The organism is Pseudomonas fluorescens, from assembly GCF_902497775.2.
GTDB lineage: Bacteria > Pseudomonadota > Gammaproteobacteria > Pseudomonadales > Pseudomonadaceae > Aquipseudomonas > Aquipseudomonas putida_F.
Map to the genome: position 1 here is coordinate 1,740,788 of NZ_OZ024668.1, position 25,241 is coordinate 1,766,028.

Here is a 25,241-nt window from a genome sequence, read left to right on the forward strand (position 1 = left end):
AATGAACACGGTTGCACAGCATGCCAGAGCCAGGCGCCGCTGACTTGAACGATCTTGCTGTCAGCGGCGCTGCAGTGGGGTTAGTAGTGGTTGCTGGCCAAGCGCCGTTGCGCGGCGATGCAGCCATTGATGTCCACTGCTTTTTGCCAGTAAACCTTGCTTTGCGCCGGGTCGGCGCTGGCCAGCAAGCGGTAGACCTCGGCCTGGTAATCACGCTGGCGGCCCCATTGCATGGCCAGGCCTTGCGGTTGCTCGCGGTGGCACAGCAGGCGCACGGCCGGTTGCGGGTAGTAGGAGGCGTAGAGGCTGGCCAGGTTGGTTACGCTTTCCAGCGCGTTGCGGTACTCGCTGCGGCTGTAGTTCGGGCACCAGTTTTCGATACCCAGGGCCGCTGGCGCGAAGCCCTGGCCCATGCTGGCTTCGAGCAGCGGGCAGGCCGCAGCCGGGATCTGCGCTGCCGGCAGGTAGGTGATGTAGTAGAGCGCCAGGCGGTATTGCGCGGCCGGGTGGTTGAGGTCCACGGCTTTTTTCAGCAGGGCCACCGCCGGTGCCAGGGTGCGGCCCAGGGCTTGGCCTTGCTGGGCCAGGTCCTGGTCGGTGGTGCTGGTCTTGAGGGTGAAGCTGCTGTTCTGGTTGTCGGCCTGTTCCAGGAAGGTCAGGGCCTGGCGGTACAGCAGGTCGGCATGGGGGTCGATCTGTACGCCGGCGGCCAGTGCCGAAGTCGGCAGCACGACGGCGAGCAGGCCGTGCAAAAGGGGCGAGCGGATCAAGGAAGTGCCTCTGCAATTCGGGGCCGGGCGGGTATGCATGTTGGCTTGGAGACGACTGCGCTGTTCAGGGTTCAATCCGACTGTCCATAGTGTGGCTGGCCTGGGTTATAGCGCGACATTCTAACCGCTCCGGGTCCGCGTCCGAAAGCGTAGCCCGTCAGGGCAACAGTTGCCGAATGTTGTAGACCAGCCCGGCGGCGGCGATGGCCAGCAGTACCGCGGCACTGATTACGCTGATCAGGCGCCGGTCCAGGCGCTCGGCCAGGCGGCCGATGACCAGGATGTATAGGCCCAGAATACCCAGGTCGAGCATCAGCCAGACCAGCCCCAGGAGCATCAGGCTCTGGCTGAACTGCTCGGTGACCTGAATGAACTGCGGGAAAAAGGCGACGAAAAACAGGATGTCCTTGGGGTTCGACAGGCCGATGGCAAAGCCTTGCCACAGCCCGCCCTGGCGGATCGCGGCCTGCTGCGTGGCGTGCGCGGGGTGGCGCAGTTGGACCAGTGCAGCGAAGCCCAGGTAGCCGATGAACAGGCAACCGAACACGCTCAAGCTGCTCAGCAGTAGCGGGTTGATGGCGGCGCTGCTGAAGATCAGCAGCGCCGCCAGGGCAATCAGCACCAGTGAGGCGCCGTTGGTGCCCAGGGCAGTCAGCAGCGCCTGTTTGCGCCCGGCGCGGGCGGTGGTGTTGACCACCAGCGCCACCACCGGACCGGGGCTGGCGATCAGGAGCAAAACGGTCAGGGCGTAGGTGGCTAACAGGGCGCTGTTCAAGGGTGTGTCTCGATGGTTGCTGCTGGGAGCGCAATTCTCGTTAGGCCCGGTTGTGTTGTAAAACGCCTGTTATTGTGGCCTTCTATTAGTTTTGCTCATGCTTGGGGTGGCCATGACCGAACGCATTCCCGCACTGCAGGCGCTTCGGGCGTTCGAGGTGGCCGCGCGCTACGGCTCTTTCACCCGCGCCGCTGAAGAACTGGCCCTGACCCAGGGCGCCATCAGCCATCACATCAAGACCCTCGAAGGCCTGTTCGACTGTGCCCTGTTCGAACGGCGCGGGCCGAAAGTGACGCTGACCGAGCCGGGCCGGTTACTGGCCCAGGAGCTCAAGGTCGGCTTCAAGATCATCGAAAACGCCTGTGGCCTGCTCAAGCAGGACCGCCAGCACCTGCGCCTGAAAGCGCCCTCGACCCTGACCGTGCGCTGGTTGCTCAGGCAGCTGGCGCTGTTCAAGCAAGGCGAGGATCACAGTCAGGTGCAACTGAGCAGCGTGTGGATGGACATCGACACGGTGGACTTCTACAGCGAGCCCTACGACTGCGCGATCCTCCTCGCCGATGGCCATTTCGGCGCGGACATCGCCAGCCTCAAGCTGTTTGACGAATGGCTGGTGCCAGTGTGCCAGCCCGGTTACCCGGCAGACCTGGCTCGCTGCGAGCTGCTGCACCCATCGCCGGACCGGCGTGACTGGCGACGCTGGGTGCAACGGGCAGGGGGCGAGGCGATCAACCTGGAGCGCGGCCAGGTGTTCGACACCCTGGATCAGGGCATTTCGGCTGCCCAGCAGGGCCTGGGCGTGGCCGTGGTCGACCTGCTGCTGGCCAGCGGCGAGCTCGACGCCGGCCGCCTGGTCACACCTTTCCCGCAGGCGGTGGTCACCGGCGAGGGCTATTACCTGACCTGGCTGCAGGCCAGCCCCAAGGCGCGCCAGGTGCACGCGCTTGGCGAATTTTTGCAGCAGCAGGTGCCGCAACGTCCTGCTCAGGGGCTTGATTATTTGTATGACTAATACTGCGGAGCGCCGGCATCGGGCAGCAGTCGCGTGCTCATGAAGTCGATGAACACCCGCAGCCGTGGCGGCACTTGCCGCCCTGAGGGCCACAGCAGGTAGAAGCTGCCGCGGCGCTCCATGTAGTCATCGAGCACGGTTACCAGGTCGCCGCGCTGCAACTGCGGGCGCACGGTGAAATCCGGAATACAAGTGATGCCGCGGTCGCGCGTGGCAAAGCAGATGCGCGTGTCGACGTGGTTGCAGACCATCGACACCGGGATTTCATATACACGTCCAGCGGGCTCCTGGCGTAGCGGCCATTGCTCAAGCTTGCCGGTGCTGGGGAAGCGGTAGTGCAGGCAGGTGTGCCGGGCCAGTTCTGCGGGATGAGTGGGCGTGCCATTGCACGCCAGGTACGCCGGTGAGGCGACCAGCACATGGTGAAAGTGGCCAAGAAAGCGCGCGCTCAGGCGGGAGTCGCTGGGGGTGCCGCCGCGCATTACCACGTCGAAACCTTCGCCGATGATATCGACTATGCGATCGTCGAAATCCAGGTCCAGTTCGATGGCCGGGTATTGCGCCATGAACTCGCTCAGAGCCGGCATCACCAGCGCGGTCACCTGCGGCAGGCTGATGCGCAAACGCCCGCGGGGTACTTCGCTGGCCTGGGACAGTTCAAGCTCGGTGGCTTCGATCTCGGCGAGGATGCGCCGGCTGCGTTCCAGGAACTGGCTGCCCTCGACGGTCAGGGTAATGCTGCGTGTGCTGCGGTGGAACAAGCGCACGCCAAGGCGGCTCTCCAGGCGTGCCACGCGCTTGCCGATGGCCGAGGCGCTGACCCCCAGCGACTGCGCGGCGCCGACAAAGCTGCCGGTTTCTGCCACCCGCACGAACACCACGAAACCGCTGAGGCTATCCATCTGCATTTCCTGATTGCGGACATCAGTGTCCGTTATGAGTGGAATTGTACCCATCTTTTTCCGCAGTGACCGCAGGCTTAAGGTTCGCCCATCTTTCCTACAGGAGTTTCACCATGACGCAGATGAGTTGCACCGCGGATGGGCCCGCCGATCTCGAACAGCCCTTGCCGGTCAGCGGCCTGCTGGCCCTGGCCATGACCGGTTTTATCGCCATCCTCAGCGAAACCCTGCCGGCCGGCCTGCTCGGGCAGATCTCCAGCGGCATGCACGTCAGCGAGGCCATGGCCGGGCAGATGGTCAGCGTCTATGCCCTGGGCTCGCTGCTGACCGCGATCCCGCTGGTGACCCTGACCCAGGGCTGGCGTCGGCGGCCGGTACTGCTGTTGGCGATTGTCGGCTTTGTGCTGTTCAACACAGTGACGGCGTTGTCGAGTTCGTACTGGCTGACCCTGGTTGCGCGCTTCATGACCGGCGTTGCCGCGGGCCTGGCCTGGGGTGTGATCGCCGGGCATGCACGGCGCATGGTCAGCCCCGAGCAGCAAGGCCGGGCCATGGCGGTGGCGATGATCGGCGCGCCGCTGGCCTTGTCGCTGGGGGTGCCGGCCGGTACCTGGCTGGGCGAGCTGATGGGCTGGCGCATGACCTTTGCGTTGGTGTCCGCTGCGACCCTGGTGCTGGTGGCCTGGGTGTTGTGCAAGGTGCCTGACTTCGAAGGCCATGCCCCGGGCCAACGCCCCGGCATCGTCCAGGTATTGCGTACCCCCGGCGTGCTGGCGGTGTTGCTGGTGATCCTCACCTGGGTGCTGGCGCACAACGTGCTGTACACCTACATCGTGCCGTACCTGGCCTCGGTGGGCCTGGCGGCGAGCACGGGTATGGTTCTGCTGACCTTCGGCATTGCCGCCCTGGCCGGTATTGGCGTGGTGGGCGCGTTGATCGACAAGCACCTGCGCAACATGGTCCTGCTGAGTTTGTTCGGCTTTGCCGTGGTGGCGCTGGTGCTCGGTTTTGTCAGCCAGTCGGCGCCGCTGGTGTACCTCAGTGTCGCGCTCTGGGGCCTGACCTACGGCGGCGCGCCGACCCTGCTGCAAACCGCCAGTGCCGACGCCGCCGGGGAGGGCGCCGATGTCGCCCAGTCGATGATCGTCACGGTGTGGAACTCGGCGATTGCCGCGGGCGGCCTGCTCGGTGGCGTGCTGCTCAGCCAGTGGGGCGTGGGCAGTTTCCCCTGGGTGTTGCTGGCGCTGATCGCTCTGGCCTTGCTGATTGCCGGTCGCGCCCATGGTCACGGTTTTGCCCCGGGCGCACGGGTGCTGAGCTAAGTTCGACGCAGACGGGTAGAATCGCCGCATACAAGGTGTTTTCGAGGTTGCAGCGGTGGAGTTACAGCAGGGCTTTGTCCTGACCCGGCATTGGCGCGATACCCCGGCCGGTACCGTTGTCGAGTTCTGGCTGGCCACCGATCAGGGCCCTCGGCGTTTGCGTCTGCCGGTGCAGACCTCGGTGGCGTTCATCCCCGCCGGGCAGCGGCACCAGGCTGAGGCGGTTTTGCGCGGCGAGCGCGACGTCGAGTTGCGCGAGCTGGCCTTGCGCGATTTCGAACAACGACCGGTGCTCGGCTTGTACTGCCGCCAGCACCGCCAGTTGATCCAGCTGGAAAAGCGCCTGCGCGCCGCCGGGGTGCAAATCTACGAGGCTGATGTGCGCCCGCCAGAGCGCTACCTGATGGAGCGCTTCATCACTGCGCCAGTCAGTTTCAGCGGCACCCCGGATGCCAGCGGCGTGTTGAACGAAGCCCAGCTCAAGCCGGCCCCCGACTACCGCCCTACGCTCAAGCTGGTGTCGCTGGACATCGAAACCACCGAGCGCGGCGAGTTGTATTCGATCGCCCTCGAAGGCTGCGGCCAGCGTCAGGTGTACATGCTCGGTCCGGCCAACGGCGACGCCGCAGGCGTGGACTTCGACCTTGAATACTGCGACAGCCGCGCGCAACTGCTCGAACGCCTGAACCACTGGCTGGCCCTGCACGACCCCGACGCGATCATCGGCTGGAACCTGGTGCAGTTCGACCTGCGCGTGCTGCAGCACCACGCCACCCAGCTCAAGGTGCCGCTGCGCCTGGGCCGTGGCGGTGAAGCAATGGACTGGCGCGAGCACGGCAGCCGCGCGCATTTTTTTGCCGGGGCCGCCGGGCGCCTGATCATCGACGGTATCGAAGGGCTGCGCTCGGCGACCTGGAGCTTCCCCTCGTTCAGCCTGGAGAACGTTGCCCAGACCCTGCTCGGCGAAGGCAAGGCCATCGACACCCCGTACCAGCGCATGGACGAAATCAACCGCATGTTCGCCGAGGACAAGCCGGCCCTGGCCCGCTACAACCTCAAGGACTGCGAGCTGGTGACGCGGATATTTGCCAAGACCGAACTGCTGACCTTCCTCCTCGAGCGGGCCACGGTCACCGGTTTGCCGGCCGACCGCAGCGGCGGTTCGGTGGCGGCGTTCTGTCATTTGTACATGCCCTTGATGCACCGCCAGGGCTTTGTCGCGCCGAACCAGGGCGAGCGCCCGGAGGAGGCCAGCCCCGGTGGTTTTGTCATGGATTCGCGGCCGGGGTTGTACGAGTCGGTACTGGTGCTCGACTACAAGAGCCTGTATCCGTCGATCATTCGCACTTTTCTGATCGACCCGCTGGGGCTGGTCGAAGGCTTGCGCGAGCCGGGTGATGAAACCTCGGTGCCAGGCTTTCGCGGTGCGCGTTTTTCTCGCACCCGGCATTGCCTGCCGGCGATTGTCGAGCGGGTCTGGCAGGGCCGCGAGACGGCCAAGCGCGAGCACAATGCGCCGCTGTCCCAGGCGCTGAAAATCATCATGAACGCCTTCTACGGGGTGCTCGGCTCCAGCGGTTGCCGCTTCTTCGACCCGCGCCTGGCCTCCTCGATCACCCTGCGCGGCCACGAGATCATGCGCCGCACCCGCGAGCTGATCGAGGCCCGGGGTTACGCGGTGATTTATGGCGACACCGACTCCACCTTCGTCTGGCTCAAGCGTGCCCATGACGAGGCGGATGCGGCGCGTATCGGCCGCGAGCTGGTGCAGCAGGTCAACCAGTGGTGGCGTGAGCACCTGCGCGACAGCTATGGCCTGGACAGTGCCCTGGAGCTGCAGTACGAGACCCACTACAAGCGCTTTTTGATGCCGACCATTCGCGGCGCCGAGGAGGGCAGCAAGAAGCGCTATGCTGGCCTGGTGCAACGGGGCGAGGGCACTGAAGAGATGATCTACAAGGGCCTGGAAAGCGTGCGCACCGACTGGTCGCCGCTGGCCCGGCAGTTTCAGCAGGAACTGTACGAGCGGATCTTCAAGCGTCAGCCATACCAGCACTACCTGCGTGAGTATGTGCGCAAGACGTTGGCGGGCGAGCAGGACGAGCTGCTGATCTACCGCAAGCGCCTGCGCCGCCCGCTGGCCGATTACCAGCGCAACGTGCCGCCGCATGTGCGTGCAGCGCGCATGGCCGATGATTTCAATGACCGACAGGGCCGGCCGCGGCAGTATCAGCATGGCGGCTGGATCAGCTACGTGATTACCGTGGCGGGGCCGGAGCCGCTGGAAACGCAGCATTCGGCAATCGATTACGACCACTACCTGACCCGGCAGTTGCAGCCGGTGGCGGATGCGATTTTGCCGTTTGTGGAGGACGACTTCACGGCGTTGATCGATCGGCAGATGGGCTTGTTCTAGTAACTTTGCGAGCGCTCTGCGCTCGATCGCCGGCAAGGCCGGCTCCCACACTAGACCTGCATGCACCGACCCAGCAGCCGCTACTGCGTCCACACCACCCGCAGCAGCGCCACCATCAACCACGCCGTTGCTGCCAGGGCGGTGATGGTGCGCACATGGTTCCAGCGGTTCCACACCCGCGCATAGATCGGCCAGGCACTGGCCGCCTCGCTGCTGGCCGGGTCCAGGCGCGCCAGGCTCTGGTTGCGCGGCACGTTGAAGAGCAGGGTCACCAGCACGTTGCCCAGCAGGTACAGGCCGCTGCCGATGCCGATGCACAGGCTGCCGGGCAGTGGCCAGCGCAGCCAGGCCCAGGTCAGCAGAATCACGCAGGTGATGGCGGTACCGAGAAACAAAGACAGGAACAGGCGGTTGAGCACCACCTGGTTGATCGACTGCATGGCGGTGACCGCGCTCTGCGCCGGGATGTGCTCCAAGGCCTGCATGACGAAGTTGGAGAAGGCGAAGAACAACCCGCCCATCAACCCGCAGCCCAAAGCGGTAACAAGGATCAGCAGCAACAGCAGGGTGTCGGCAATGCTCATGGCTCAGGCCTTTTTTCCAGGGTGGTCGACGGGCATGGCAGGCGGCCTTCAGCTATCCTCAGAATCGGATGACAGACCTTTCGGCATACATCCAATGTCGCACTTGGTAATCGGAAGTTACCTTTGCCTTGCCCACTCATCTGGCCCTGTAGTTTAGGCTCGCAACCCGGATCTTTCGTCGCGATTTGTAGTCTTTGATGCATGGAAATAGAAAGGAGATGCGCATGCTTGTTCGGTCACTGACCCTCGCCGCCTTGCTGGCCGTTGTTGCCGGTCCCGCCCTCGCTGCTGATAGCGATGACCCGCTGGCCCAGGATCTGAACAAGGCCCGTCCCTTGATTGTCCTTGCCCCCAGCACCGCCGACCCAACCCTTCGCGCTTTGAACAAGGCCCTGGAAGACCCGGCCACCAAGGCTGCCTTTGAGGAGCGCAAGCTGGTGCTGTACAGCGTCGCCGGCATGATCGGCAAACGCGATGACAAGTTCCTGGATCAACAGGCGACCATGGCCCTGATCCGCCAGTTCAAATTCAGTGCCCGGGATACCGTGGTCACCCAGGTGGTACTGGTGGGCAAGGATGGCGAACACCACCGGATCGAACACACCGGCACTCTCGAGCCCAAGGCGATTTTCGATGCGGTCGACCAGTTGCCGGCGGCAGAGAAAGCCATCGTGCCACCGACTGTTGCCGACCTGAAAACCGACGCCACAAAGGACAAAGACGCCAAACCCGGCAAAGACGGCAAACCGGCCAAGCCGGCCAAGCCGGCAGCACCACCCAAACCGCCGAAGCCGCTGGAGGACTGAGGCTCAGCCAATTGCCTGCAGGCGTTCAAAGAGCGCTGAGCTGAACGCGTCGAAATGCTCGATGAACAGTTCGGCGCTGGCCTCGGGGTCATAGGCGTGGCGCAGAAAGAAGCCTGCCTCGGCGGCCAGTTGCGGGCAGGTAATGCGCAACTGCTCAGCGTGATCCTCCAGGGTCAGCGGCCAGGATGAGTCCTTGTCACTTCGCAGCATATTGCCGGCCCGCAGAGCCTTGCGCGAGGCCTCACGTTGCAGCTGCCGCAGCGTGTGGGCGTCACCCGCGTTGACGATACCTTCGCCATAGCGCTTGAGTACGGCTTGCAGGTCGGCGTTGACCGCCCTGGCGATGGCAGACACGGGCTTGAACGGCGCGAAATACTGCACCAGATCTTCCCCCTGAATACAGCGACAGTGATGCTTGAGCCAATAGCCCCAGCTGTTGCGGTTTTCTGCGGCCAGCACCTGGTCGCGGGTACCGATGTCAAAATCGATCTTGCTCACCAATGGGTGGCGGTCTTCAAGCTCAGTCCTGAGGCGCTCAAGCTGTTGCAGGTCTTTGGCGGACGGTGTGCGATTGAGTATCAGGGTCACGTCCAGGTCCGATTCACCTTCGCGGGCATCGCCACGGGCAACGCTACCATAGAGGTAAATACCACCGAGCAGTGCCTGGCAATGGCGTTCGAGGGTATGGCACAGATCGTCGAGCAGTGGCCGGTAAGCGGGTTGTAGCGCTATCGGCGCAAGGGTGAGGATATCCCCGTTGGCATCCACACCGCCGACATACTTGTCCATGAACACCCGCTGGAAACCCTGATCGACGGCGCGATGGGTTTCGCGATAGCCCAGCGCCTGATACAGCCCCAGGTTTTCTGCCATGGCCTGGTTGGTGTACAGGCGAATGCGCGGCAACCCAAGTTGACGGGCGCAGGCATGGGCATGCTCGATAAGCTGGCGGCCATAGCCGCGCCCCTGCGCCCGGGGGTGCACGGCCACGTTGTCGATCAGCAGCGCGTGCTCTTCGGCGATCAACACCAGCAGGCCGAGAACCTGTCCTTGAACGTCCAGCAGCTGAACCTGCCGAGCGGCGATCAACGGCGCGTAGTCTTCGAGCATCGGCCCCGGCCTGGCCCCGATGCGGGCGATGTAGGGACTGTAGGCCGCCTCGATCAGGGCATCGATGGCGGCCAGGTCTTCAGCGGATGCCAGGCGGATCATGCAGCAGGTCCTTGTGCGAGCGTGCGGGTCACTACGCTAACACTAACTGCCGGTCTTGACCTTGCTCCACACCCGGGTGCGGATGCGCTCGTACTTGAGTGGCAGCGGCTCCAGGGCAAACAGGGTGTCGAGCACTGCCTGGGGCGGGTATACGGAGGGGTTGTCGCGAATCTTCGCCTCCACCAGCGGCGCGGCATCCTTGTTGGCGTTGGGGTAGCCGAGGTAGTTGGTGGAAGCGGCGATCACCTCGGGGCGCAGCATGTAGTTGATAAAGGCCAGGCCTTGCTGCGGGTTGGGGGCGTCCTTGAGCAGGACCATGCTTTCGAGCCAGAACGGCGCGCCTTCGCGGGGGATGGCGTAGCGGATGTCGCGGCCGTTCCTGGCATTGTCGGCGGCAAGCTTGGCGTCAAACACGCCGCCGGACCAGCCTAGCACCACGCAGACATTGCCGTTGGCCAGGTCCGAGATGAAGCGAGAGGAGTCGAAGTAGGCGATATGCGGGCGCACCTTGAGCAGCAGCGCTTCGGCCTTGCGGTAGTCCTCGGGGTTCTTGCTGTTGTAGGGCAGGCCCAGGTAGTGCAGGGCGATGGGGATGATCTCGTTGGGAGAGTCGAGCATGGCCACACCGCAGTCGGCCAGCTTGGCGATGTTTTCTTCCTTGAAGAGCAGGTCCCAGGAATTGAGCGGCGCATCATTGCCCAGTCGGGCCTTGACCTTGTCGACGTCGTAACCCAGGCCCGTGGTACCCCACAAGTAGGGGGCGGCGAAACGGTTGCCGGGGTCATTGCCCTGCAGCTTGGCGAGGATCTGCGGGTCCAGGTGCGGCAAGTTGGGCAACTGGCTGCGGTCGAGTTCAGCGAGTACCCCGGCCTTGATCAGGTTGGGCAGCAGATCGGCGCTGGCGAACACCACGTCATAGCCGCTGCGGCCGGCCATCAGCTTGCTCTGCATGACATCGCTGTTGTCGAACACGTCATACACCGGGGCGATCCCCGAGGCCTGCTGGAACTCCTTGGTGGTGTTGGGGGCAATGTAGTCGTACCAGTTGTAGATGTGCACGCTGGGCGCGGCGGCATGGGCGGCTGCCAGGTTGAGCAGCGCGGCCAGGGCCAGGGGCAGGTGACGGATCGACTTCATGAAGGGCACTCCGGGATCTTGTTGTTGTAAGGGGTAGCGCTCAGGGGATCAGCAGTTCGCGGCGGCCATCGGCGTGTTCGAGGCGCTGGCCGGGCAACTGCAGGCGTCGGTCGGCCAGGTAGTCGTAGTCGCGGCGGGCGTGGTCGAGTTGCGCAAGGTCGAGTTCGATGATCTGCCGGCAGGGTTCTCGCCCTGCTTCGAACAGCAGGCGCCCATGGGGGTCGACCACGGCGCTGGCGCCAGCGAACACCAGGCCGTCATCACTCGGGCCGACGCGATTGACCATCAGGGCGAAGGCCTGGTTCTCCTGGGCGCGGGCCATGATCGCGGTGCGGTGCACCGGGCCGTAGGGGTCCATGTTGCCGTTGCTGACCACGATCAGGTCGACGCCCAGTTGCGCCAGGGCGCGGCTGCTTTCCGGCAATTCGATGTCGTAGCAGATCAGCAGGCCGATGCGCAGGCCTTTGAAGGTGGTGGTGGCGTAGCGATCACCGGGTGTGAACAGGCCGCGCTCCGAGGGCCACAGGTGGGTCTTGCGGTAGCGCAGGGCGATGCCCTCGGGGGTCAGCAACAGCGAAGTGTTGTAGTAATGGCCGTCGGCTTTTTCGGCCAGACCGATCACCACCGCCACATCGCGCTCGCGCACCGCCTGCAGCACGGCCTGGATGCTGGGACCGTCCACCGCCTCGGCGACCTCGGGCAACTGCCCGGCACTGGCAAAGCCCATCAGCTGGGTTTCCGGGAACACCAGCAGGTCGGTGTCGGCCGCGCAACTGGCAATGGCTTCAAGGGTGCGTTGCAGGTTATAAGCGGTATTGCCGTCGCGGCCTTCGAGTTGTATCAGTTCGATCTTCATCGGGGTTCCTTGCGTGGGACTGGAACCGAGTATGCGACGCGACGGCGTGGGCGGTAATTACGTTGATGGAGTAACCCTGAATGGGTAATGCTGGTCAGATCTCGCGTTCGATAAAGGCAAAGTCGTCGTCGATCAGTTGCTGCAGGTACTGATCGAAGCTGGCGGCGATCACTTCATAGCTGTCCGGGTCGTGCAGGTAGCGCACTACCTGGCCGACAGTGCCACCGGCGGCGGGGTTGAAGTCGATGTACAGCTTCGAGCTGCCGCCGTTGTTCATGCAATGGGAGAAACACAGGCGCTGGTTCATGGCCAGGTCGATGTCGATGCCCGCGCCGACGGTTTCCGGGTACTCCTCCAGGAAGTCGCCGTAGATGTTGCGAATGCTGTCGGTATAACCCCTGGCGTCTTCGAGGATCTGCTCGGTGGCGCTGAGGTAGTAGGGGTATTCGAACACATCCGAACCGAGCACCAGCACGATAACCGTACCGCCTGGGTAGTCACGAAAATGCGTGCCGTCGATATGCCCGAGCAGATCCAACAGTCTGGCAGGGCACAGTGGGTAGCGCGCCCTGAGTTTTTGCAGGTCTTCAGCCGAGGCGCCATGGGCGAGGTTCAGTTGCTCAAGCTCTTCGCTCGGCAGGGCCTGGCGCAGGCCGCTGAGGTAGGTGTCGACGAGAGGCATGGGGCGGTTCCTTCCTGAAAGAGCGGAGATGTTTGGTCAGGCTGACGGAAATTCGTTGGGATTGCGAGCGCTATGCGCCCGCTCCCACTGCGTTCATCGATCCGGTGGGGGCTTGACCCGCGATGAGCATGACACCGCTCTTCCAACTACTTCCCTCATTCGCATAGAATGATAGAAATTCTCATTTACTTTTTCGAGTCAGCATGAGCGATTCCAACCCCGTCTTGCATCAGCAGGTCAGCCAACTCTACCAGGCTCATCACCGCTGGCTGACCGGCTGGCTGCGCCCGAGGGTGGAATGCCATGACCTGGCCGCCGACCTGGTGCAGGACGTGTTCGTTCGTGTGCTCAGCGCCGACGATGCCGTCGACCGCCTGCGCGCCGTGCGCGAGCCCCGGGGTTACCTGGCGACCATCGCCCGGCGCTTGATGATCGACCACTTTCGCCGCGCGCGCCTCGAACGTGCCTGGCTGCAGGCGCTGGCCGAGCAGCCCGAAGCCCTGGACATCTGCGCCGAGTCCCGGGCCATCCTGCTGGAAACCCTGTGCGAACTGGACGCCATGCTCGCCGGCCTCGGCGCCCGGGTGCGCAAGGCGTTTCTGCTCTCGCAACTCGATGGCATGACCTACAAGGCCATCGCCGAAACCCTCGGCATCTCGGTGGTCACGGTCAACCGTGACATCGCCAAGGCCCTGCACCATTGCACGCTGTACAGCCTGCAACATGAGGTCGACTGATGCCCGCCCTGGATTCGCGCCAGCTCGCCGCCCTCGAGCAGGCCGCCGCCTGGCGTGCGCGCCTCGGTGACGAAAGTGCCAGCAATGCCGAACACGCTGCCTGGCACGCCTGGCTGCAGGCCGACGAGCAGCACCGCTGGGCCTGGCAGCAGGTCGAGCGAGTGCAGCAACGCCTTCAGCAAATGCCCACGCGCCTGGCCGGGCGCACCCTGGAGCTGGCCGGCCAGCAACCGGCGCTGGGCCGTCGTGGTGTACTCAAAGGGCTGGTGCTGGTGGCCGGTGCCGGTGGCTTGGGCTGGGGCGCTTACCAGCAGGTGCGCCAGGGCCCTTGGCTCGCCGACTATCACACGCGCACCGGCGAACGCCTGAGCCTGACCCTGGACGATGGCAGCCAGGTCCGCCTCAACACCGCCAGTGCCCTGGATGTGCGCTTCGACCACCAGCAGCGTTTGCTGGTGCTGCGCGACGGCGAGGTGCTGATCACCACCGCCAGGGACCCGGCCAATCGACCCTTCCGGGTGCAAACCCGCCACGGCACGCTGCAGGCCCTGGGCACGCGCTTCTCGGTGCTTGCCGGTGAAAACACCACGCGCCTGGCGGTGTTCGAAAGCCGTGTGCAGGTGCTGTCGGGTGAGCAGGGCGGTGGGGCCGTGCTGGAGGCTGGCGAGCAATGCCGCTTCGCCAACCCGGCGCTGGTGCTCAGTTCGCCACTGGAAAGCAATCTGGATGCCTGGAGTCAAGGCCTGCTGATTGCCAACGAACAGTACCTGGGGGCCTTTGTCGCCGAGCTGGCGCGTTACCGCCGCGGCTGGTTGCGCTGCGCGCCGGAGGTGGTGGGGTTGCGCATCAGCGGCACCTTCAGGCTCGACGACCAGGCGCAGATCTTCCGCGCCCTGGAAAGCACGCTGCCGGTGCGGGTCAGCCAACGCACGCCCTACTGGGTGACAGTAGAGGCACGCTAGTGAAGTATTTTCCATGTAAATGATATTAATTCGTCTTGTCGTTCGACTTATGGAAGGCAGGCCCACTGCCTGAATGCCAACCAGAAGAGAACGCATCGAATGAGAACCCGCCCGATTCACCACGCCCTGCGCTGTTGCGCGCTGTTGTTGCCCTTGAGCATGGCCCAGGCCGAATCGACCGCGCGCAGCTACGACCTGGCGCAGGACGATCTTGGCCAGGTGCTGACCCGTTTTGCCGCTCAAGCCGGGGTCGTCCTGTCGTTTGACCCGGCCCTGACCCAGGGTCAGCGCAGCGACGGCCTGCACGGCCAATACGGGGTCGAGGAGGGCTTGCGCGCCTTGCTCGCCAGCAAGGGCCTGGCGGTGATCAAGGAAGCGGACGGGCGTTACAGCCTGGTGCGCGAAGTGAGCGAGGCGGGCGCCATCAACCTCAGTGCCACCGAAGTCACCAGCAACCAGCTGGGTACCATCACCGAAGAGAGCCGCTCCTACACCCCCGGCACCATTGCCACCGCCACGCGGCTGGTGCTGACCCCACGCGAGACACCGCAGTCGATCACCGTGGTGACCCGCCAGCACATGGATGATTTTGGCCTCAACAACATCGACGACGTGATGCGCCACACGCCCGGCATCACCGTCTCGGCCTATGACACCGAGCGCAACAGCTACTACGCCCGCGGTTTTGCCATCAACAACTTCCAGTACGACGGCATTCCCTCGACCTCGCGCAACGTCGGTTACTCGGCCGGCAACAGCCTCAGCGACATGGCCATCTACGACCGCGTCGAAGTGCTCAAGGGCGCCACCGGCTTGCTCACCGGCGCAGGTTCGCTGGGTGCGACCATCAACCTGGTGCGCAAGAAACCCACCGCCGAGTTCAAGGGTCACTTCGACCTCGGTGCCGGCAGCTGGGACAACTACCGCAGCGAACTGGACGTCAGCGGCCCGCTGACCGACAGCGCCAACGTGCGCGGCCGGGCGGTGGCGGCCTATCAGGACAAGCACTCGTTCCTCGATCACTACCAGCGCAAGACCAGCGTCTACTACGGCATCCTCGAGGTCGACCTCGACCCTGATACCTTGCTGACCGTCGGCGCCGACTACCAGGACAACAACCCCAAAGGCTCCAGCTGGTCGGGCACCGTGCCGCTGTACGATGGCAATGGCGACACCAACAATGTCTCGCACCATTTCAACAACGCAGCGAAATGGAGCAGTTGGGAGCAATACACCCGCACGGTGTTCGCCAGCCTCGAACATCACCTGGACAACGGCTGGGTGGCCAAGGCCCAGCTCGATCACAAGATCAACGGTTACCACGCGCCGCTCGGCTCGATCCAGGGTTATCAGCCGCGCAAGGACGGCACCGCCGGCATCTATGCGCAGAAGTACACCGGCGAGACCGTGAGCGACTCCCTCGATCTGTATGCCAGCGGGCCGTTCCAGTTGTTCGGCCGCGAGCATGAGCTGGTGATCGGCACCTCGTACACCGCCTCGCGCTGGAAGGGCAAGGATTACCGCGATGTCACCCATGCCAATAACAACATCATGGATTTCCCCAACTGGGACGGCGACATTGCCGAGCCCGACTGGGGCCCGGTGTCGGCGCGCACCGATGACAAGGTACGCCAGAGCGGCACCTACCTCACCGCACGCCTGCACCCGACCGACGACCTGACTCTGCTGCTCGGCGGGCGCCTGGTCAACTACAGCTACGACGGGATCGACGCCAACAACAAGGAAAACGACCGCCTGATCCCATACGTTGGCGCGGTCTATGACCTCAATGACACCTACTCGCTGTACGCCAGCTACACCGATATCTTCATGCCCCAGGACGCCTGGTTCCGTGACCGCACCGACCGCCTGCTGGACCCGGACGAAGGGCAGAACTATGAAGTGGGCCTCAAGGGTGAATTCCTTGATGGCCGGGTCAACGCCAGCCTTGCTTATTTCGAAATCCACCAGAGTAACCGCACCGTCGAGGACAACCAGTACAACGGCGACCCGACCAACCCCGCAGTGGGTTTCGCCTGGATGGGTGTGAAGGCCAAGACCAAGGGCTTTGAAGCCGAAGTCTCGGGCGAGCTGGCGCCGGGCTGGCAGTTGCAGGGTGGTTACACCCACAAAGTAATTCGCGACGATGATGGCCAGAAGGTTTCGACCTGGGAGCCGGAAGACCAGGTCAGCTTCTACACCAGCTACAGGCTCAAGGGCGCACTTGAGCGCCTGACTGTCGGCGGCGGTGCGCGCTGGCAGGGCAAGGGCTGGCAGGTGCTGCGCAACCGTCCCAAGGGCATCGACGAGGAGTTCGCCCAGGACCCGTTCTGGCTGGTGGACCTGATGGCCCGCTACCAGTTCACCGATAGTTTTTCGGCCACGGTGAATGCCAACAACCTGTTCGATAAACGTTATTACACCAATATCGGATTTTATAATTCGATGTCGTACGGCGACCCGCGCAATTTAATGCTGACCACCCGTTGGGATTTCTGACAGCACCCATAAAAAACGCCCCCTGAATATATAAAAAAGGGGCGTTTTTTTATTCCGGCTTAATGTTGATTATCAAGCGTCAGGCCCTGATTTTACGGGCGGCTGCAGGATCAGGTAGGCTTTTAGCGCAAGGGCTGCAAAGCAGAAGGCCATGCCGGCGATAAATTGAAATGTCGTCATAAAATGCCCTCCAAAACAATTAACTTAAAAGTATAACATATATAAATATTATCACTAGGCGCGGCGCTCGTGGGCCAACAGCCAGCGCTTGCGTTCAATACCGCCGCCGTAACCTGTCAGCGCGCCATTACTGCCCACCAACCGATGGCAGGGAATGGCCAGGCTCACCGGGTTCAGGGCATTGGCCAAGCCCACCGCCCGCGCAGCTGCAGGGTTGCCCAGCTGTGCAGCGATCTGCCCATAGGTACGGGTGCTGCCCACTGGAATAGCGCGTAACGCCGCCCACACCCGTTGCTGGAACGGCGTGCCGCCCGCATCAACGGGCAGCGCATCGAACGCCTGCAATTGGCCCGCGCAATAGGCTTGCACGGCATCGGCAAGGTCAGTCAGCCCTGCCGTTTCGCGCAATTGCACAGCTACGCCAAAGCGGGTACGCAGTAGCCGCAGCAGGCGTTTTTCCGGTTCATCGAACTCCAGCGCCAACAACTGTTGCCCATCACCAACGATCAGCACCTGGCCGATCGGCTCCGGCAAGTGCAGGCGGCGCAGCAGCAATTCGCTCATGGGCAGTCCTCGTTCAGGCGTGTTCGATCAGCATGATTGCCAGGGTGTCGGTGTCCAGGGCATCGAACAGATGCGCGGTGTCGGCCGAATAGCTCATGTAGTCGCCGGCCTCCAGGGTCACCGTTTGCTCGACCGGGCCCACCCGGGCGCGGCCGCTGCAAAGGATCACGTGCTCAAGGGTACCCGGTGGATGCGGTTTTGACAGCCGCGGCTCACCCGGTTGCACCCGCACCCGGTAAATATCGCGCTGCGCCCCGGCCGGGCAGGCGGCGAGCAGGGTGGCGGCGTAATTGGCCTGCTCGCTATGGCTGGCGGCGCCTTCGTCCAGGCGAATCACCTGCACATGCTGGCGCGGCTGGCCCATCAAGCGGCTGACCGGAACCTGCAGCGCGGTGGCCAGGGCCCAGAGGGTTTCCAGGCTGGGGTTGCCGACCCCGGATTCGAGCTGCGAGAGGGTGGACTTGGCCAGGCCCGCGCGTTTGCCCAGTTCGGTCACCGATAGGCCGAGGCGCTCGCGTTCACGGCGGATGGCGCTGGCCAGCAGCAGGATAGGGGAATGTCCTTCGATCATATGTTCGCTCTGTCGGTCATTTGTTCGTCTTGACGAACGGTGTTCGTGTGTTCAGCATAGCGGACCTTTGTTCGTTATGACAGGAGTCAGCTCGCCATGCACCCGAAAACACGCGGCACCCTGGAGATGACCGCCGCCATGGTGATTTCCGGCACAGTGGGCTGGTTCGTCCTGGCCGCGGATCAGCCCGCGACCGCCGTGGTGTTCTGGCGCTGCCTGTTCGGCGCGTTGGCGTTGTTGCTGGCCTGTGCCGGGCTGGGCTTGCTCGGGCGCCGGGTGATGAGCGGGCGGCAGGCGCTGGCGGCGGCGTTGGGCGGGGTGGCGCTGGTGCTGAACTGGATACTGCTGTTCAGCGCCTATGCCCACGCCTCGATTGCGGTCACCACGGTGGTCTATCACACCCAGCCATTCATGCTGGTGGGGCTGGGCATGTTGCTGTTCGCCGAGAAGATGACCGCCAACAAGGCCGGCTGGTTGCTGGCGGCGTTCGCAGGCATGCTGCTGATCGTCATGGCCGGCTCAAGCGTTGAGGCCGTCGCCGCTGACTACCGTCTGGGCGTGTTGCTGGCCTTGGGCGCGGCGTTTTTCTATGCGATTGCGGCCATTATCACCAAGCGTTTGCAAGGGGTGGCGCCGCAATTGATCGTGCTGATCCAGATGCTGGTCGGGGTGGTGCTGCTGGCGCCTTTTGCCCACTTGCCGACCTTGGCACTGGCGCCGGGGACCTGGGCTTTGCTGGCCACCATCGGCATCGTCCACACCGGCTTGATGTCGACCCTGCTGTACAGCGCCATCCAGAAAATCCCCACCAGCCTGGTCGGCGCCTTGTCGTTCATCTACCCGGTGGTGGCCATTGTTGTGGACTGGCTGGCCTTGGGGCATCCGCTGAGTGCGCTGCAGCTGGCGGGGTCGGGGTTGATTCTGCTGGCGGCGGCGGGGATGACCTTTGGTTGGTCACTATGGATCACGACCACTGCGCGGCCGATCGCTGGCAAGACCAGCTCCCATAGGGACCGCTGAGCATCCCAGGATTACCCATCAGAACCAGCGATCATTGCGCTTACGCCCACGGCTCAACGCCGGCAGGATCAAGCCGGCCAGCAGGCCGGCACCGGCGATGCCGCCGCCGTAGACCATGTAGCGCATCAACACCTGCTTGTTCTCCTCCCCCAGGCGCGCCTGGGTGCTGCGCAGCTCCGACTGGGTGTCGCTCAGCTCGGCATTGAGCGCCTTGCTGCGGGCTTGCAGCTCGTCGATCAGCGCTTTGCGCGAATCGAGGGTTTCCTGCATGCCTTGCACACGGGTTTTCCAGCTGTCGTCGATGGTCTTCAGCTGCTCACTGAGCTGGGTCACCTGTTCGCTCAGTTGCGGCAGGCGCTCGGCCTGGCCGGGCACGGCCTGCAGGTCGCTGCTGGTGATCCACACGGTGTCGCCGGATTCGCCGCGCACCTGGCTGTAGTTGCCCTGGGTGGTCAGCAGGGTGACTTTTTGCCCGGACTTGAGGTTGCCGACGATGCGGTGGCCGTCGGTGGGGCCGCTGCGCACGTAGGTGCTCAGGCTGTCGCTGACCCAGCGCTCGCTGCTGGGTGCGGCTTCTTCGGCGTGCAGCGGGTTGGCCAGGACCAGCAGGGCGCCTATCAGGCTACCGGTCAGCAGGCGGCGCGCGCCCGGGGTGCAGGAGGAAAACAGCGCGGGCGCCGCAGAAACAGGACGAGAGATAGGCATGATGGTCTTCGCGTGAAATAAACAATAAAAGCCCGATGACTGGGCCGGTGAAGAGTCGGCGTGCGCGCAGGCCGCCAGCTGAAAGACCATATTTCTGCAGGCAGGTTCACTGAAGGGGGTAGGAAAATAGCAGCAAATGTTGCGGGCACAGGCTGTGCCCGCAAGCGGGGGACGGGCTTGAATCAGCTCACGACGCGGTAGCAGGGCACATATTCGGCGCCGCCCGGCAGCTTCATCCGGTGCTGGTCGACGAACGCCTGCAGCAGGTGGCCGAGGGGTTCGAGTACGGCGCTGTCACCTTTGATTTCGTATGGGCCTTGCTCTTCGATCAGGCGGATACCCTTGTCCTTGACGTTGCCGGCGACAATCCCGGAAAACGCCCGGCGCAGGTTGGCGGCCAGTTCGTGGGGCGGCAGTTTACGGCTGAGCTTGAGCTCGGCCATGTTCTCGTGGGTCGGGTCGAAGGGGCGCTGGAAGCCTTCTTCGATCTTCAGCAGCCAGTTGAAGTGGAAGGCGTCATTGCGTTCGCGGCGGAACTGTTTGACCTCCTTGAGCCCGTCGACCATCTGCCGGGCCACTTCGGCCGGGTCGTCGATGATGATCTGGTAGTGCGCCTGCGCCTCGTCGCCGAGGGTGGCCCGCACGAACGCATGCAGCTGCTGCAGGTAGGGTGCGGCGCTCTTCGGCCCGGTGAGGATGACCGGGAACGGCAGGCCACGGTTGTCCGGGTGCATGAGGATGCCGAGCAGGTACAGGAACTCTTCGGCGGTACCGGCGCCACCGGGGAAGATGATGATGCCGTGGCCGACGCGCACGAAGGCTTCCAGGCGTTTTTCGATATCCGGGAGGATCACCAGTTCGTTGACGATCGGGTTGGGCGCTTCGGCGGCGATGATGCCGGGTTCAGTCAGGCCCAGGTAGCGGCTGCCGCTCATGCGCTGCTTGGCATGGGCGATGGTTGCACCCTTCATCGGGCCTTTCATCACGCCCGGGCCGCAGCCGGTGCAGACATCCAGCTTGCGCAGGCCCAGTTCGTGGCCAACCTTCTTGGTGTACTGGTATTCCTCGGTGCTGATCGAGTGACCGCCCCAGCACACGACCATTTTCGGCTCCACGCCCGGGCGCAGGGTGCGGGCGTTGCGCAGCAGGTGGAAGACGTAGTCGGTAATGCCCTGGGAGCTTTCCAGGTCGATGCGCTGGCTGGCCAGTTCGCTTTCGGTGTAGACGATGTCGCGCAGGGCGCTGAAGAGCATTTCGCGGGTGCTGGCGATCATTTCGCCATCGACGAAGGCATCAGCGGGTGCGTTCAGCAGTTCCAGGCGTACGCCACGGTCCTGCTGGTGAATGCGCACCTCGAAGTCCTTGTAGGCTTCGAGGATGGTCTTGGCGTTGTCGACGTGCGCGCCGGTGTTGAGGATTGCCAGCGCGCACTGGCGGAACAGGGTGTACAGGCTGCCGGAACCGGCTTCACTCAGTTGCTGTACTTCACGTTGAGACAGTGTTTCCAGGCTGCCTTTTGGGCTGACAGATGCATTGATAACTTCACGTTGGGGCATTCTGGGTTTCCTGTGAGCGGGTAAACGTCCATCTTCAGAACACCACCATACCGACAAATTGTCGCAGCAACGAGTGCCTTTCGCTGTCAGGCTTTCCAGCCAACCGCCTGCAGGGCTTCAAGCAAGCGCTCGGGCTTGAGCGCCAGGACCTTGCTGCCATGGGCCTCAAGGTCAGTGGCAGCCAGCAGGGCATTGACGATGGCTTCCTCCACGGCGTCAGCCGCCGCGCTGAACAGCGCCGAGATATGGTCGTTGTTGACCATCTGCACCGTGCTGGTCGGCGCCCCCGGGTGGCCGAAGTTGGCCGCCGGCAGGCTGTTGCCGGTGGAGAAGGCAATGAAGATATCGCCACTGGAGTCCTCGGTGCCGCCGCCGACCCGCGCCAGGCCGACACTGGCCCGTTGCGCCAGGCGCGTGCACTGGTGCGGCAACAGCGGCGCGTCGGTGGCCAGGGTAATGACGATCGAGCCCATGCCCGGCTCGCCAACGTTGCGTGGCGCGCTGAAGGGCGAATGCACGTCGCCCAGTACCTGGCCGACCGGGTAGCCGGCCACGCGCAGGGCGCCGCGTACGCCATAGTTGGCCTGCAGCAGCACACCGACCGTCCAGCCGCCGGCCTCGCTGTCCAGTACCCGTGAAGCGGTACCGATACCGCCCTTGAATTCGTGGCAGATCATCCCGGTACCGCCACCGACGCAGCCTTCGGCCACCGGCCCCGATTGCGCTGCGCCAAGCGCGGCGTGGACATGCTCGGCGCTCACGTGCTGACCCCAGATGTCGTTGAGCACGCCGTCGTAGGTCTCCAGCACCGTGGGCATGCACCAGTAGGTGCGGGCCTTGCCCATCTCGCGCTCGGCCGCCACCAGCGCATCGCGCACCACGCCGACGCTGTGGGTGTTGGTGTAGGCAATCGGCGTGGTCAGCAGGCCGGCTTCGCGAATCCACTCAAGGCCGGTGGCATCGCCATTGCCATTGAGTACGTGCACGCCGGCAAAGCACGGCTGCAGGCTGGCGGCCTGGGCCCGCGGCTCGATCACGGTGACGCCGGTATTGACCGCGTTATCGCCGCTGCCGTGCTGCACGGTGTGATGGCCGACGCGCACGCCCGGCACGTCGGTGATGGCGTTGAACGCGCCAGGGGTGCCCACGCCGATACGAATGCCCAGATCACGTACACGCATTGATTCACAGCTCCTGTTGGAAGGTTCGAAGGGCGCGCCATGACGGTTGCTCGCACAGCATGACAAGTGCTTGAGCAACGGCAATACTGCGTGCCGGTGTGCAGAGTCTAGGGGCCCGACCTGCCGCTGGCGATTCCCCCCAATCGTTACCCCCTAGGAGTTACCGGTGAACCTGCTATTCGAAGCCGCTGCCCATCACCATGCCCTGGCCCGGGTCATCGACCAGCTGGGCAGGCCGGGGTTCTGGCATCAGCTGATTGTGCTGCTCGATCAACTGGTGCCTTGCGACACCGCACTGGCCTTGCTGGTGGAGCGCGACGGTGCGCCGCTGGTACTGGAGGAGTTCGACCGCGGCTTTCGCGATGCGCCTGCGGCAGCGCCACTGTACCTGGGAGGCCTGTACCTGCTCGACCCGTTCATCCAGGCCATGCGCGACGGTCTGGCCGATGGCGTGTACCGCATGGAAGAGGTGGCGCCGGACGAGTTTCGCAAGAGCGACTACTTCAACAACTACTTTCGTGCCCTGGTCGGCGAGGACGAACTGCAGCTGATCCTCAACCTTGAACCGGGCAAGGTCCTGGCCATTTCGCTGGGCGCCAGGCAGCGTTATGAGACGGCGACCATCGGCCAGCTGAGCGTTCTGGCGCCGTGGCTGCTGGCGTTGATGCGCCAGCACTGGCAACAGCAGTATCCTCAGCAGGCCAGCGAGCATTCGACCCCGGTCGAACGGGCCCTGGAGCATTTTGGCAGCGACACCCTGTCGGCCCGCGAACTGGAAACTGCGCGCCTGGTGCTGCGCGGCAACTCCAGCAAGGCCATCGCCAAGCGCCTGGATATCTCCCAAGAGACAGTCAAGGTGCACCGCCGCAACCTGTACAGCAAGCTTGGGGTCTCGTCCCAATCGGAGCTGTTCAGCCTGTTCTTGCAACACCTGGGAAAACACGACCATCAGGAGTGAATGATGCTACGGATATTGGGCAAGGCTTCATCGATCAACGTGCGCAAGGTGTTGTGGACCTGCGCCGAATTGCAGTTGCCGTTCGAGCGCGAAGACTGGGGCTCGGGCTTTCGCTCGACCGGGGAGGAGGCGTTCCTGGCGCTGAACCCCAACGCCATGGTGCCGGTGATCGTCGACGGTGATTTCGTCTTGTGGGAGTCCAACACCATCATCCGTTACCTGGCCGCCCAGTATGGCGGCCAGCGGCTGTACCCGGCCGAGGCGAAGGCGCGGGCACGGGTCGATCAGTGGATGGACTGGCAGGCCACCGACCTCAATGGTTCGTGGAGCTATGCCTTTGTCTCGCTGGTGCGCAAGGCGCCGACCCACCAGGACCCTGAAGCGCTGGCGGCGGGTTGCCGAAACTGGGCACGCAACATGACCATCCTTGAGCGTCAGTTGGAGCGTACCGGGGCCTATGTCAGTGGCCAGGACTTTTCCCTGGCGGACATTGCCATCGGCCTGTCGGTCAACCGCTGGCTGCAGACCCCGCTGGAGCGCCCGGCATTACCGGCGGTCGAGGCTTACTACGATCGTCTGAACGAACGTGAAGGCTATCGTTTGCATGGGCGTAACGGTTTGCCTTGAGGCCTGTGGGAGCGGGCTTGCCCCGCGATTTTACTGATCCAGCGCCGTCAGGATCTGATGCGCCACCTTGACCCGCTCGGCAATCGGGTAGTTCTTGTTCGCCAACAACACAACAGCGATGCGTTTTGTCGGCACAAACGCCACGTAGGCACCAAAGCCATCGGTCGAACCGGTCTTGTTCAGCAGGGTATCGGCCGGCAGCGGTCGCGCCGGCTTCAGCCAGGTCACAGGTTGCGGTTCCAGCACCATCGACGGTGCATTGCCGGCCTGCAACTGCTCAAGGCTCAGCGGGTAGGCATACTGCTCCCAACCCAGGCCCTGGGTCATTTCACCAACCTGGTAATAGCCGGTCTGCGTGCTGGCGATGGCCCGTTGCAACGGTTTGCTCAGGCTTTGCGGCTGCATGTTCAGGTCCAGGTAATGCAAGAGGTCCACAGCCGTCACTTTCAAACCGTAGGCTTCAGCATCCAGCGGCCCGGGGCCGACGCGCACCGGTTGGTCCTGCTTGTTGTAACCCTGGGCGTAGTTGCCCATCTGTACGGCAGGCACCTGCAGGTAGCTGTGCTGCAGGCCCAGTTGCGGCAGCAGTTGTTTTTCCATCAACTGGGTAAACGGCGTACCCAGGCTTTTTGCCGTGAGGTAGCCGAACAGGCCCAGGCTGGGGTTGGAATACAAGCGCTGGGTGCCAGGTGCATAGTCGGGTTTCCAATGGGTGTAGTAACCGGCCAGGTCGGCTTCTCCCTTGACCTCATCGGGGAACTGCAAGGGCAAGCCGCCAGCGCTGTAGGTGCCGAGGTTGAGCAGGGTGATGCCGTCGAACGCCGTGCCTTTGAGCGCGGGCCAGTGCTTGCTGGCCGCATCGCCAAGGTTCAGCTTGCCACTGGCCTGGGCAAAGCCTGCGAGGGTGGCGGTGAAGGTCTTGCTCACCGAACCAATCTCGAACAGGGTGTCGGCATTTACCGCCTGGCCGTTCTGTTTCGACGCCACCCCGTAGTTAAAGTAGTGCTGCTGGCCATCGACACTGATGGCCACGGCCATGCCGGGGATCGCCTGTTGCTGCATCAGCGGGCGCACGGCGGCGCTCACCGTCGATTCCAGCGGTGCCTGGGCATAGCTTTGCCCGGCCACCAGGCCAAGGGCAATAACCGCCAGAATCCCTGGCTTGAGGTTGGTTTTTTGGTGCATGATCGGCAACCTTTCCATCTGT

The 25,241-nt window shown here is 63.7% G+C and carries 24 protein-coding genes; 10 read left to right on the plus strand and 14 right to left on the minus strand.

Annotation, left to right across the window (positions count from 1 at the left end; genetic code table 11):
- Nucleotides 1-80: 80 nt before the first annotated feature.
- The gene (locus F8N82_RS08080; protein ID WP_052251647.1) at nucleotides 81-809 is read right to left on the minus strand and encodes a hypothetical protein; all 729 of its coding nucleotides are present in this window, start codon (nucleotides 807-809) and stop codon (nucleotides 81-83) included.
- Between the two features lie 118 nt (nucleotides 810-927).
- Nucleotides 928-1,545 (minus strand): LysE family translocator, encoded by a 618-nt coding sequence (locus F8N82_RS08085; protein WP_095162835.1) that lies wholly within the window; start codon nucleotides 1,543-1,545, stop codon nucleotides 928-930.
- Nucleotides 1,546-1,657: 112 nt separating this feature from the next.
- On the opposite strand from F8N82_RS08085, the gene F8N82_RS08090 reads away from it, so the two are divergent.
- On the plus strand, nucleotides 1,658-2,557 hold the full coding sequence (locus F8N82_RS08090) for a LysR substrate-binding domain-containing protein (protein WP_038994748.1): 900 nt from the start codon (nucleotides 1,658-1,660) through the stop codon (nucleotides 2,555-2,557).
- Here the strand turns inward: F8N82_RS08090 and F8N82_RS08095 are convergent.
- Nucleotides 2,554-3,459, minus strand: coding sequence for a LysR family transcriptional regulator (locus F8N82_RS08095; RefSeq protein WP_038994749.1), 906 nt, complete (start codon nucleotides 3,457-3,459; stop codon nucleotides 2,554-2,556). The two genes, F8N82_RS08090 and F8N82_RS08095, sit on opposite strands and share 4 nt — an antisense overlap.
- A 122-nt stretch (nucleotides 3,460-3,581) precedes the next feature.
- Here F8N82_RS08095 and F8N82_RS08100 point away from each other — a divergent pair, with 122 nt between their 5' ends.
- Nucleotides 3,582-4,781 (plus strand): MFS transporter, encoded by a 1,200-nt coding sequence (locus F8N82_RS08100; RefSeq protein ID WP_038999286.1) that lies wholly within the window; start codon nucleotides 3,582-3,584, stop codon nucleotides 4,779-4,781.
- A 55-nt stretch (nucleotides 4,782-4,836) separates the two neighbouring features.
- A complete protein-coding gene (locus F8N82_RS08105) occupies nucleotides 4,837-7,197 on the plus strand; it encodes a DNA polymerase II (RefSeq protein WP_038994750.1) in 2,361 nt (786 codons plus the stop codon).
- Between the two features lie 80 nt (nucleotides 7,198-7,277).
- Here the strand turns inward: F8N82_RS08105 and F8N82_RS08110 are convergent, their stop codons facing one another.
- On the minus strand, nucleotides 7,278-7,781 hold the full coding sequence (locus tag F8N82_RS08110) for a DUF1772 domain-containing protein (protein ID WP_038994751.1): 504 nt from the start codon (nucleotides 7,779-7,781) through the stop codon (nucleotides 7,278-7,280).
- A 224-nt stretch (nucleotides 7,782-8,005) separates the two neighbouring features.
- Here F8N82_RS08110 and F8N82_RS08115 point away from each other — a divergent pair, with 224 nt between their 5' ends.
- Nucleotides 8,006-8,587, plus strand: coding sequence for a DUF4174 domain-containing protein (locus F8N82_RS08115; RefSeq protein ID WP_038994752.1), 582 nt, complete (start codon nucleotides 8,006-8,008; stop codon nucleotides 8,585-8,587).
- 3 nt (nucleotides 8,588-8,590) lie between these two features.
- Here the strand turns inward: F8N82_RS08115 and F8N82_RS08120 are convergent, their stop codons facing one another.
- From F8N82_RS08120 to F8N82_RS08135, 4 genes are all read right to left on the minus strand, one after another.
- A complete protein-coding gene (locus F8N82_RS08120; RefSeq protein ID WP_080764717.1) occupies nucleotides 8,591-9,799 on the minus strand; it encodes a GNAT family N-acetyltransferase in 1,209 nt (402 codons plus the stop codon).
- Nucleotides 9,800-9,841: 42 nt separating this feature from the next.
- Nucleotides 9,842-10,936, minus strand: a complete 1,095-nt coding sequence (locus F8N82_RS08125; protein ID WP_038994753.1) for a polyamine ABC transporter substrate-binding protein — start codon at nucleotides 10,934-10,936, stop codon at nucleotides 9,842-9,844.
- Between the two features lie 40 nt (nucleotides 10,937-10,976).
- A complete protein-coding gene (locus F8N82_RS08130) occupies nucleotides 10,977-11,792 on the minus strand; it encodes a carbon-nitrogen hydrolase family protein (RefSeq protein WP_038994754.1) in 816 nt (271 codons plus the stop codon).
- A gap of 94 nt (nucleotides 11,793-11,886) precedes the next feature.
- Nucleotides 11,887-12,474, minus strand: a complete 588-nt coding sequence (locus tag F8N82_RS08135; RefSeq protein WP_038994755.1) for an SMI1/KNR4 family protein — start codon at nucleotides 12,472-12,474, stop codon at nucleotides 11,887-11,889.
- Nucleotides 12,475-12,677: 203 nt separating this feature from the next.
- Between F8N82_RS08135 and F8N82_RS08140 the strand changes: the two genes are divergently transcribed.
- The 3 genes from F8N82_RS08140 to F8N82_RS08150 all read left to right on the plus strand — a co-directional run bounded on the left by F8N82_RS08140 (nucleotide 12,678) and on the right by F8N82_RS08150 (nucleotide 16,672).
- Nucleotides 12,678-13,211 carry a sigma-70 family RNA polymerase sigma factor gene (locus F8N82_RS08140; protein ID WP_038994756.1) on the plus strand — a complete coding sequence of 178 codons (534 nt, stop codon included), beginning with the start codon at nucleotides 12,678-12,680 and terminating at the stop codon, nucleotides 13,209-13,211.
- Nucleotides 13,211-14,173, plus strand: coding sequence for a FecR domain-containing protein (locus F8N82_RS08145; protein ID WP_080764718.1), 963 nt, complete (start codon nucleotides 13,211-13,213; stop codon nucleotides 14,171-14,173). The genes F8N82_RS08140 and F8N82_RS08145 overlap by 1 nt, the downstream gene beginning before the upstream one ends.
- Nucleotides 14,174-14,272: 99 nt before the next feature.
- A complete protein-coding gene (locus F8N82_RS08150; protein ID WP_052251428.1) occupies nucleotides 14,273-16,672 on the plus strand; it encodes a TonB-dependent siderophore receptor in 2,400 nt (799 codons plus the stop codon).
- A 234-nt stretch (nucleotides 16,673-16,906) separates the two neighbouring features.
- Here the strand turns inward: F8N82_RS08150 and F8N82_RS08155 are convergent, their stop codons facing one another.
- Together F8N82_RS08155 and F8N82_RS08160 are read right to left on the minus strand one after the other, a co-directional pair.
- Complete coding sequence (locus F8N82_RS08155; RefSeq protein WP_052251429.1) at nucleotides 16,907-17,416, minus strand: methylated-DNA--[protein]-cysteine S-methyltransferase; 510 nt, start codon at nucleotides 17,414-17,416, stop codon at nucleotides 16,907-16,909.
- Nucleotides 17,417-17,429: 13 nt separating this feature from the next.
- Nucleotides 17,430-17,987 carry a helix-turn-helix domain-containing protein gene (locus F8N82_RS08160; protein WP_038994760.1) on the minus strand — a complete coding sequence of 186 codons (558 nt, stop codon included), beginning with the start codon at nucleotides 17,985-17,987 and terminating at the stop codon, nucleotides 17,430-17,432.
- Between the two features lie 96 nt (nucleotides 17,988-18,083).
- Between F8N82_RS08160 and F8N82_RS08165 the strand changes: the two genes are divergently transcribed.
- Complete coding sequence (locus F8N82_RS08165) at nucleotides 18,084-19,007, plus strand: DMT family transporter (protein ID WP_038994761.1); 924 nt, start codon at nucleotides 18,084-18,086, stop codon at nucleotides 19,005-19,007.
- 18 nt (nucleotides 19,008-19,025) lie between these two features.
- Here F8N82_RS08165 and F8N82_RS08170 read toward each other — a convergent pair whose 3' ends face one another.
- The 3 genes from F8N82_RS08170 to F8N82_RS08180 all read right to left on the minus strand — a co-directional run bounded on the left by F8N82_RS08170 (nucleotide 19,026) and on the right by F8N82_RS08180 (nucleotide 22,449).
- Entirely contained in the window at nucleotides 19,026-19,712 is a 687-nt protein-coding gene (locus F8N82_RS08170; RefSeq protein ID WP_038994762.1) for a TIGR04211 family SH3 domain-containing protein, read from the minus strand.
- Nucleotides 19,713-19,894: 182 nt separating this feature from the next.
- Entirely contained in the window at nucleotides 19,895-21,268 is a 1,374-nt protein-coding gene (gene ppnN, locus F8N82_RS08175) for a nucleotide 5'-monophosphate nucleosidase PpnN (protein WP_038994764.1), read from the minus strand.
- 86 nt (nucleotides 21,269-21,354) lie between these two features.
- Nucleotides 21,355-22,449, minus strand: a complete 1,095-nt coding sequence (locus F8N82_RS08180; protein ID WP_038994765.1) for a P1 family peptidase — start codon at nucleotides 22,447-22,449, stop codon at nucleotides 21,355-21,357.
- 166 nt (nucleotides 22,450-22,615) lie between these two features.
- On the opposite strand from F8N82_RS08180, the gene F8N82_RS08185 reads away from it, so the two are divergent.
- Nucleotides 22,616-23,407, plus strand: a complete 792-nt coding sequence (locus tag F8N82_RS08185) for a helix-turn-helix transcriptional regulator (RefSeq protein ID WP_038994766.1) — start codon at nucleotides 22,616-22,618, stop codon at nucleotides 23,405-23,407.
- A gap of 3 nt (nucleotides 23,408-23,410) precedes the next feature.
- Nucleotides 23,411-24,034 (plus strand): glutathione S-transferase family protein, encoded by a 624-nt coding sequence (locus F8N82_RS08190; RefSeq protein ID WP_038999289.1) that lies wholly within the window; start codon nucleotides 23,411-23,413, stop codon nucleotides 24,032-24,034.
- Nucleotides 24,035-24,064: 30 nt separating this feature from the next.
- On the opposite strand, the gene ampC is transcribed toward F8N82_RS08190, so the two are convergent.
- Nucleotides 24,065-25,219, minus strand: a complete 1,155-nt coding sequence (ampC, locus tag F8N82_RS08195) for a class C beta-lactamase (protein WP_038994767.1) — start codon at nucleotides 25,217-25,219, stop codon at nucleotides 24,065-24,067.
- Nucleotides 25,220-25,241: the final 22 nt, after the last annotated feature.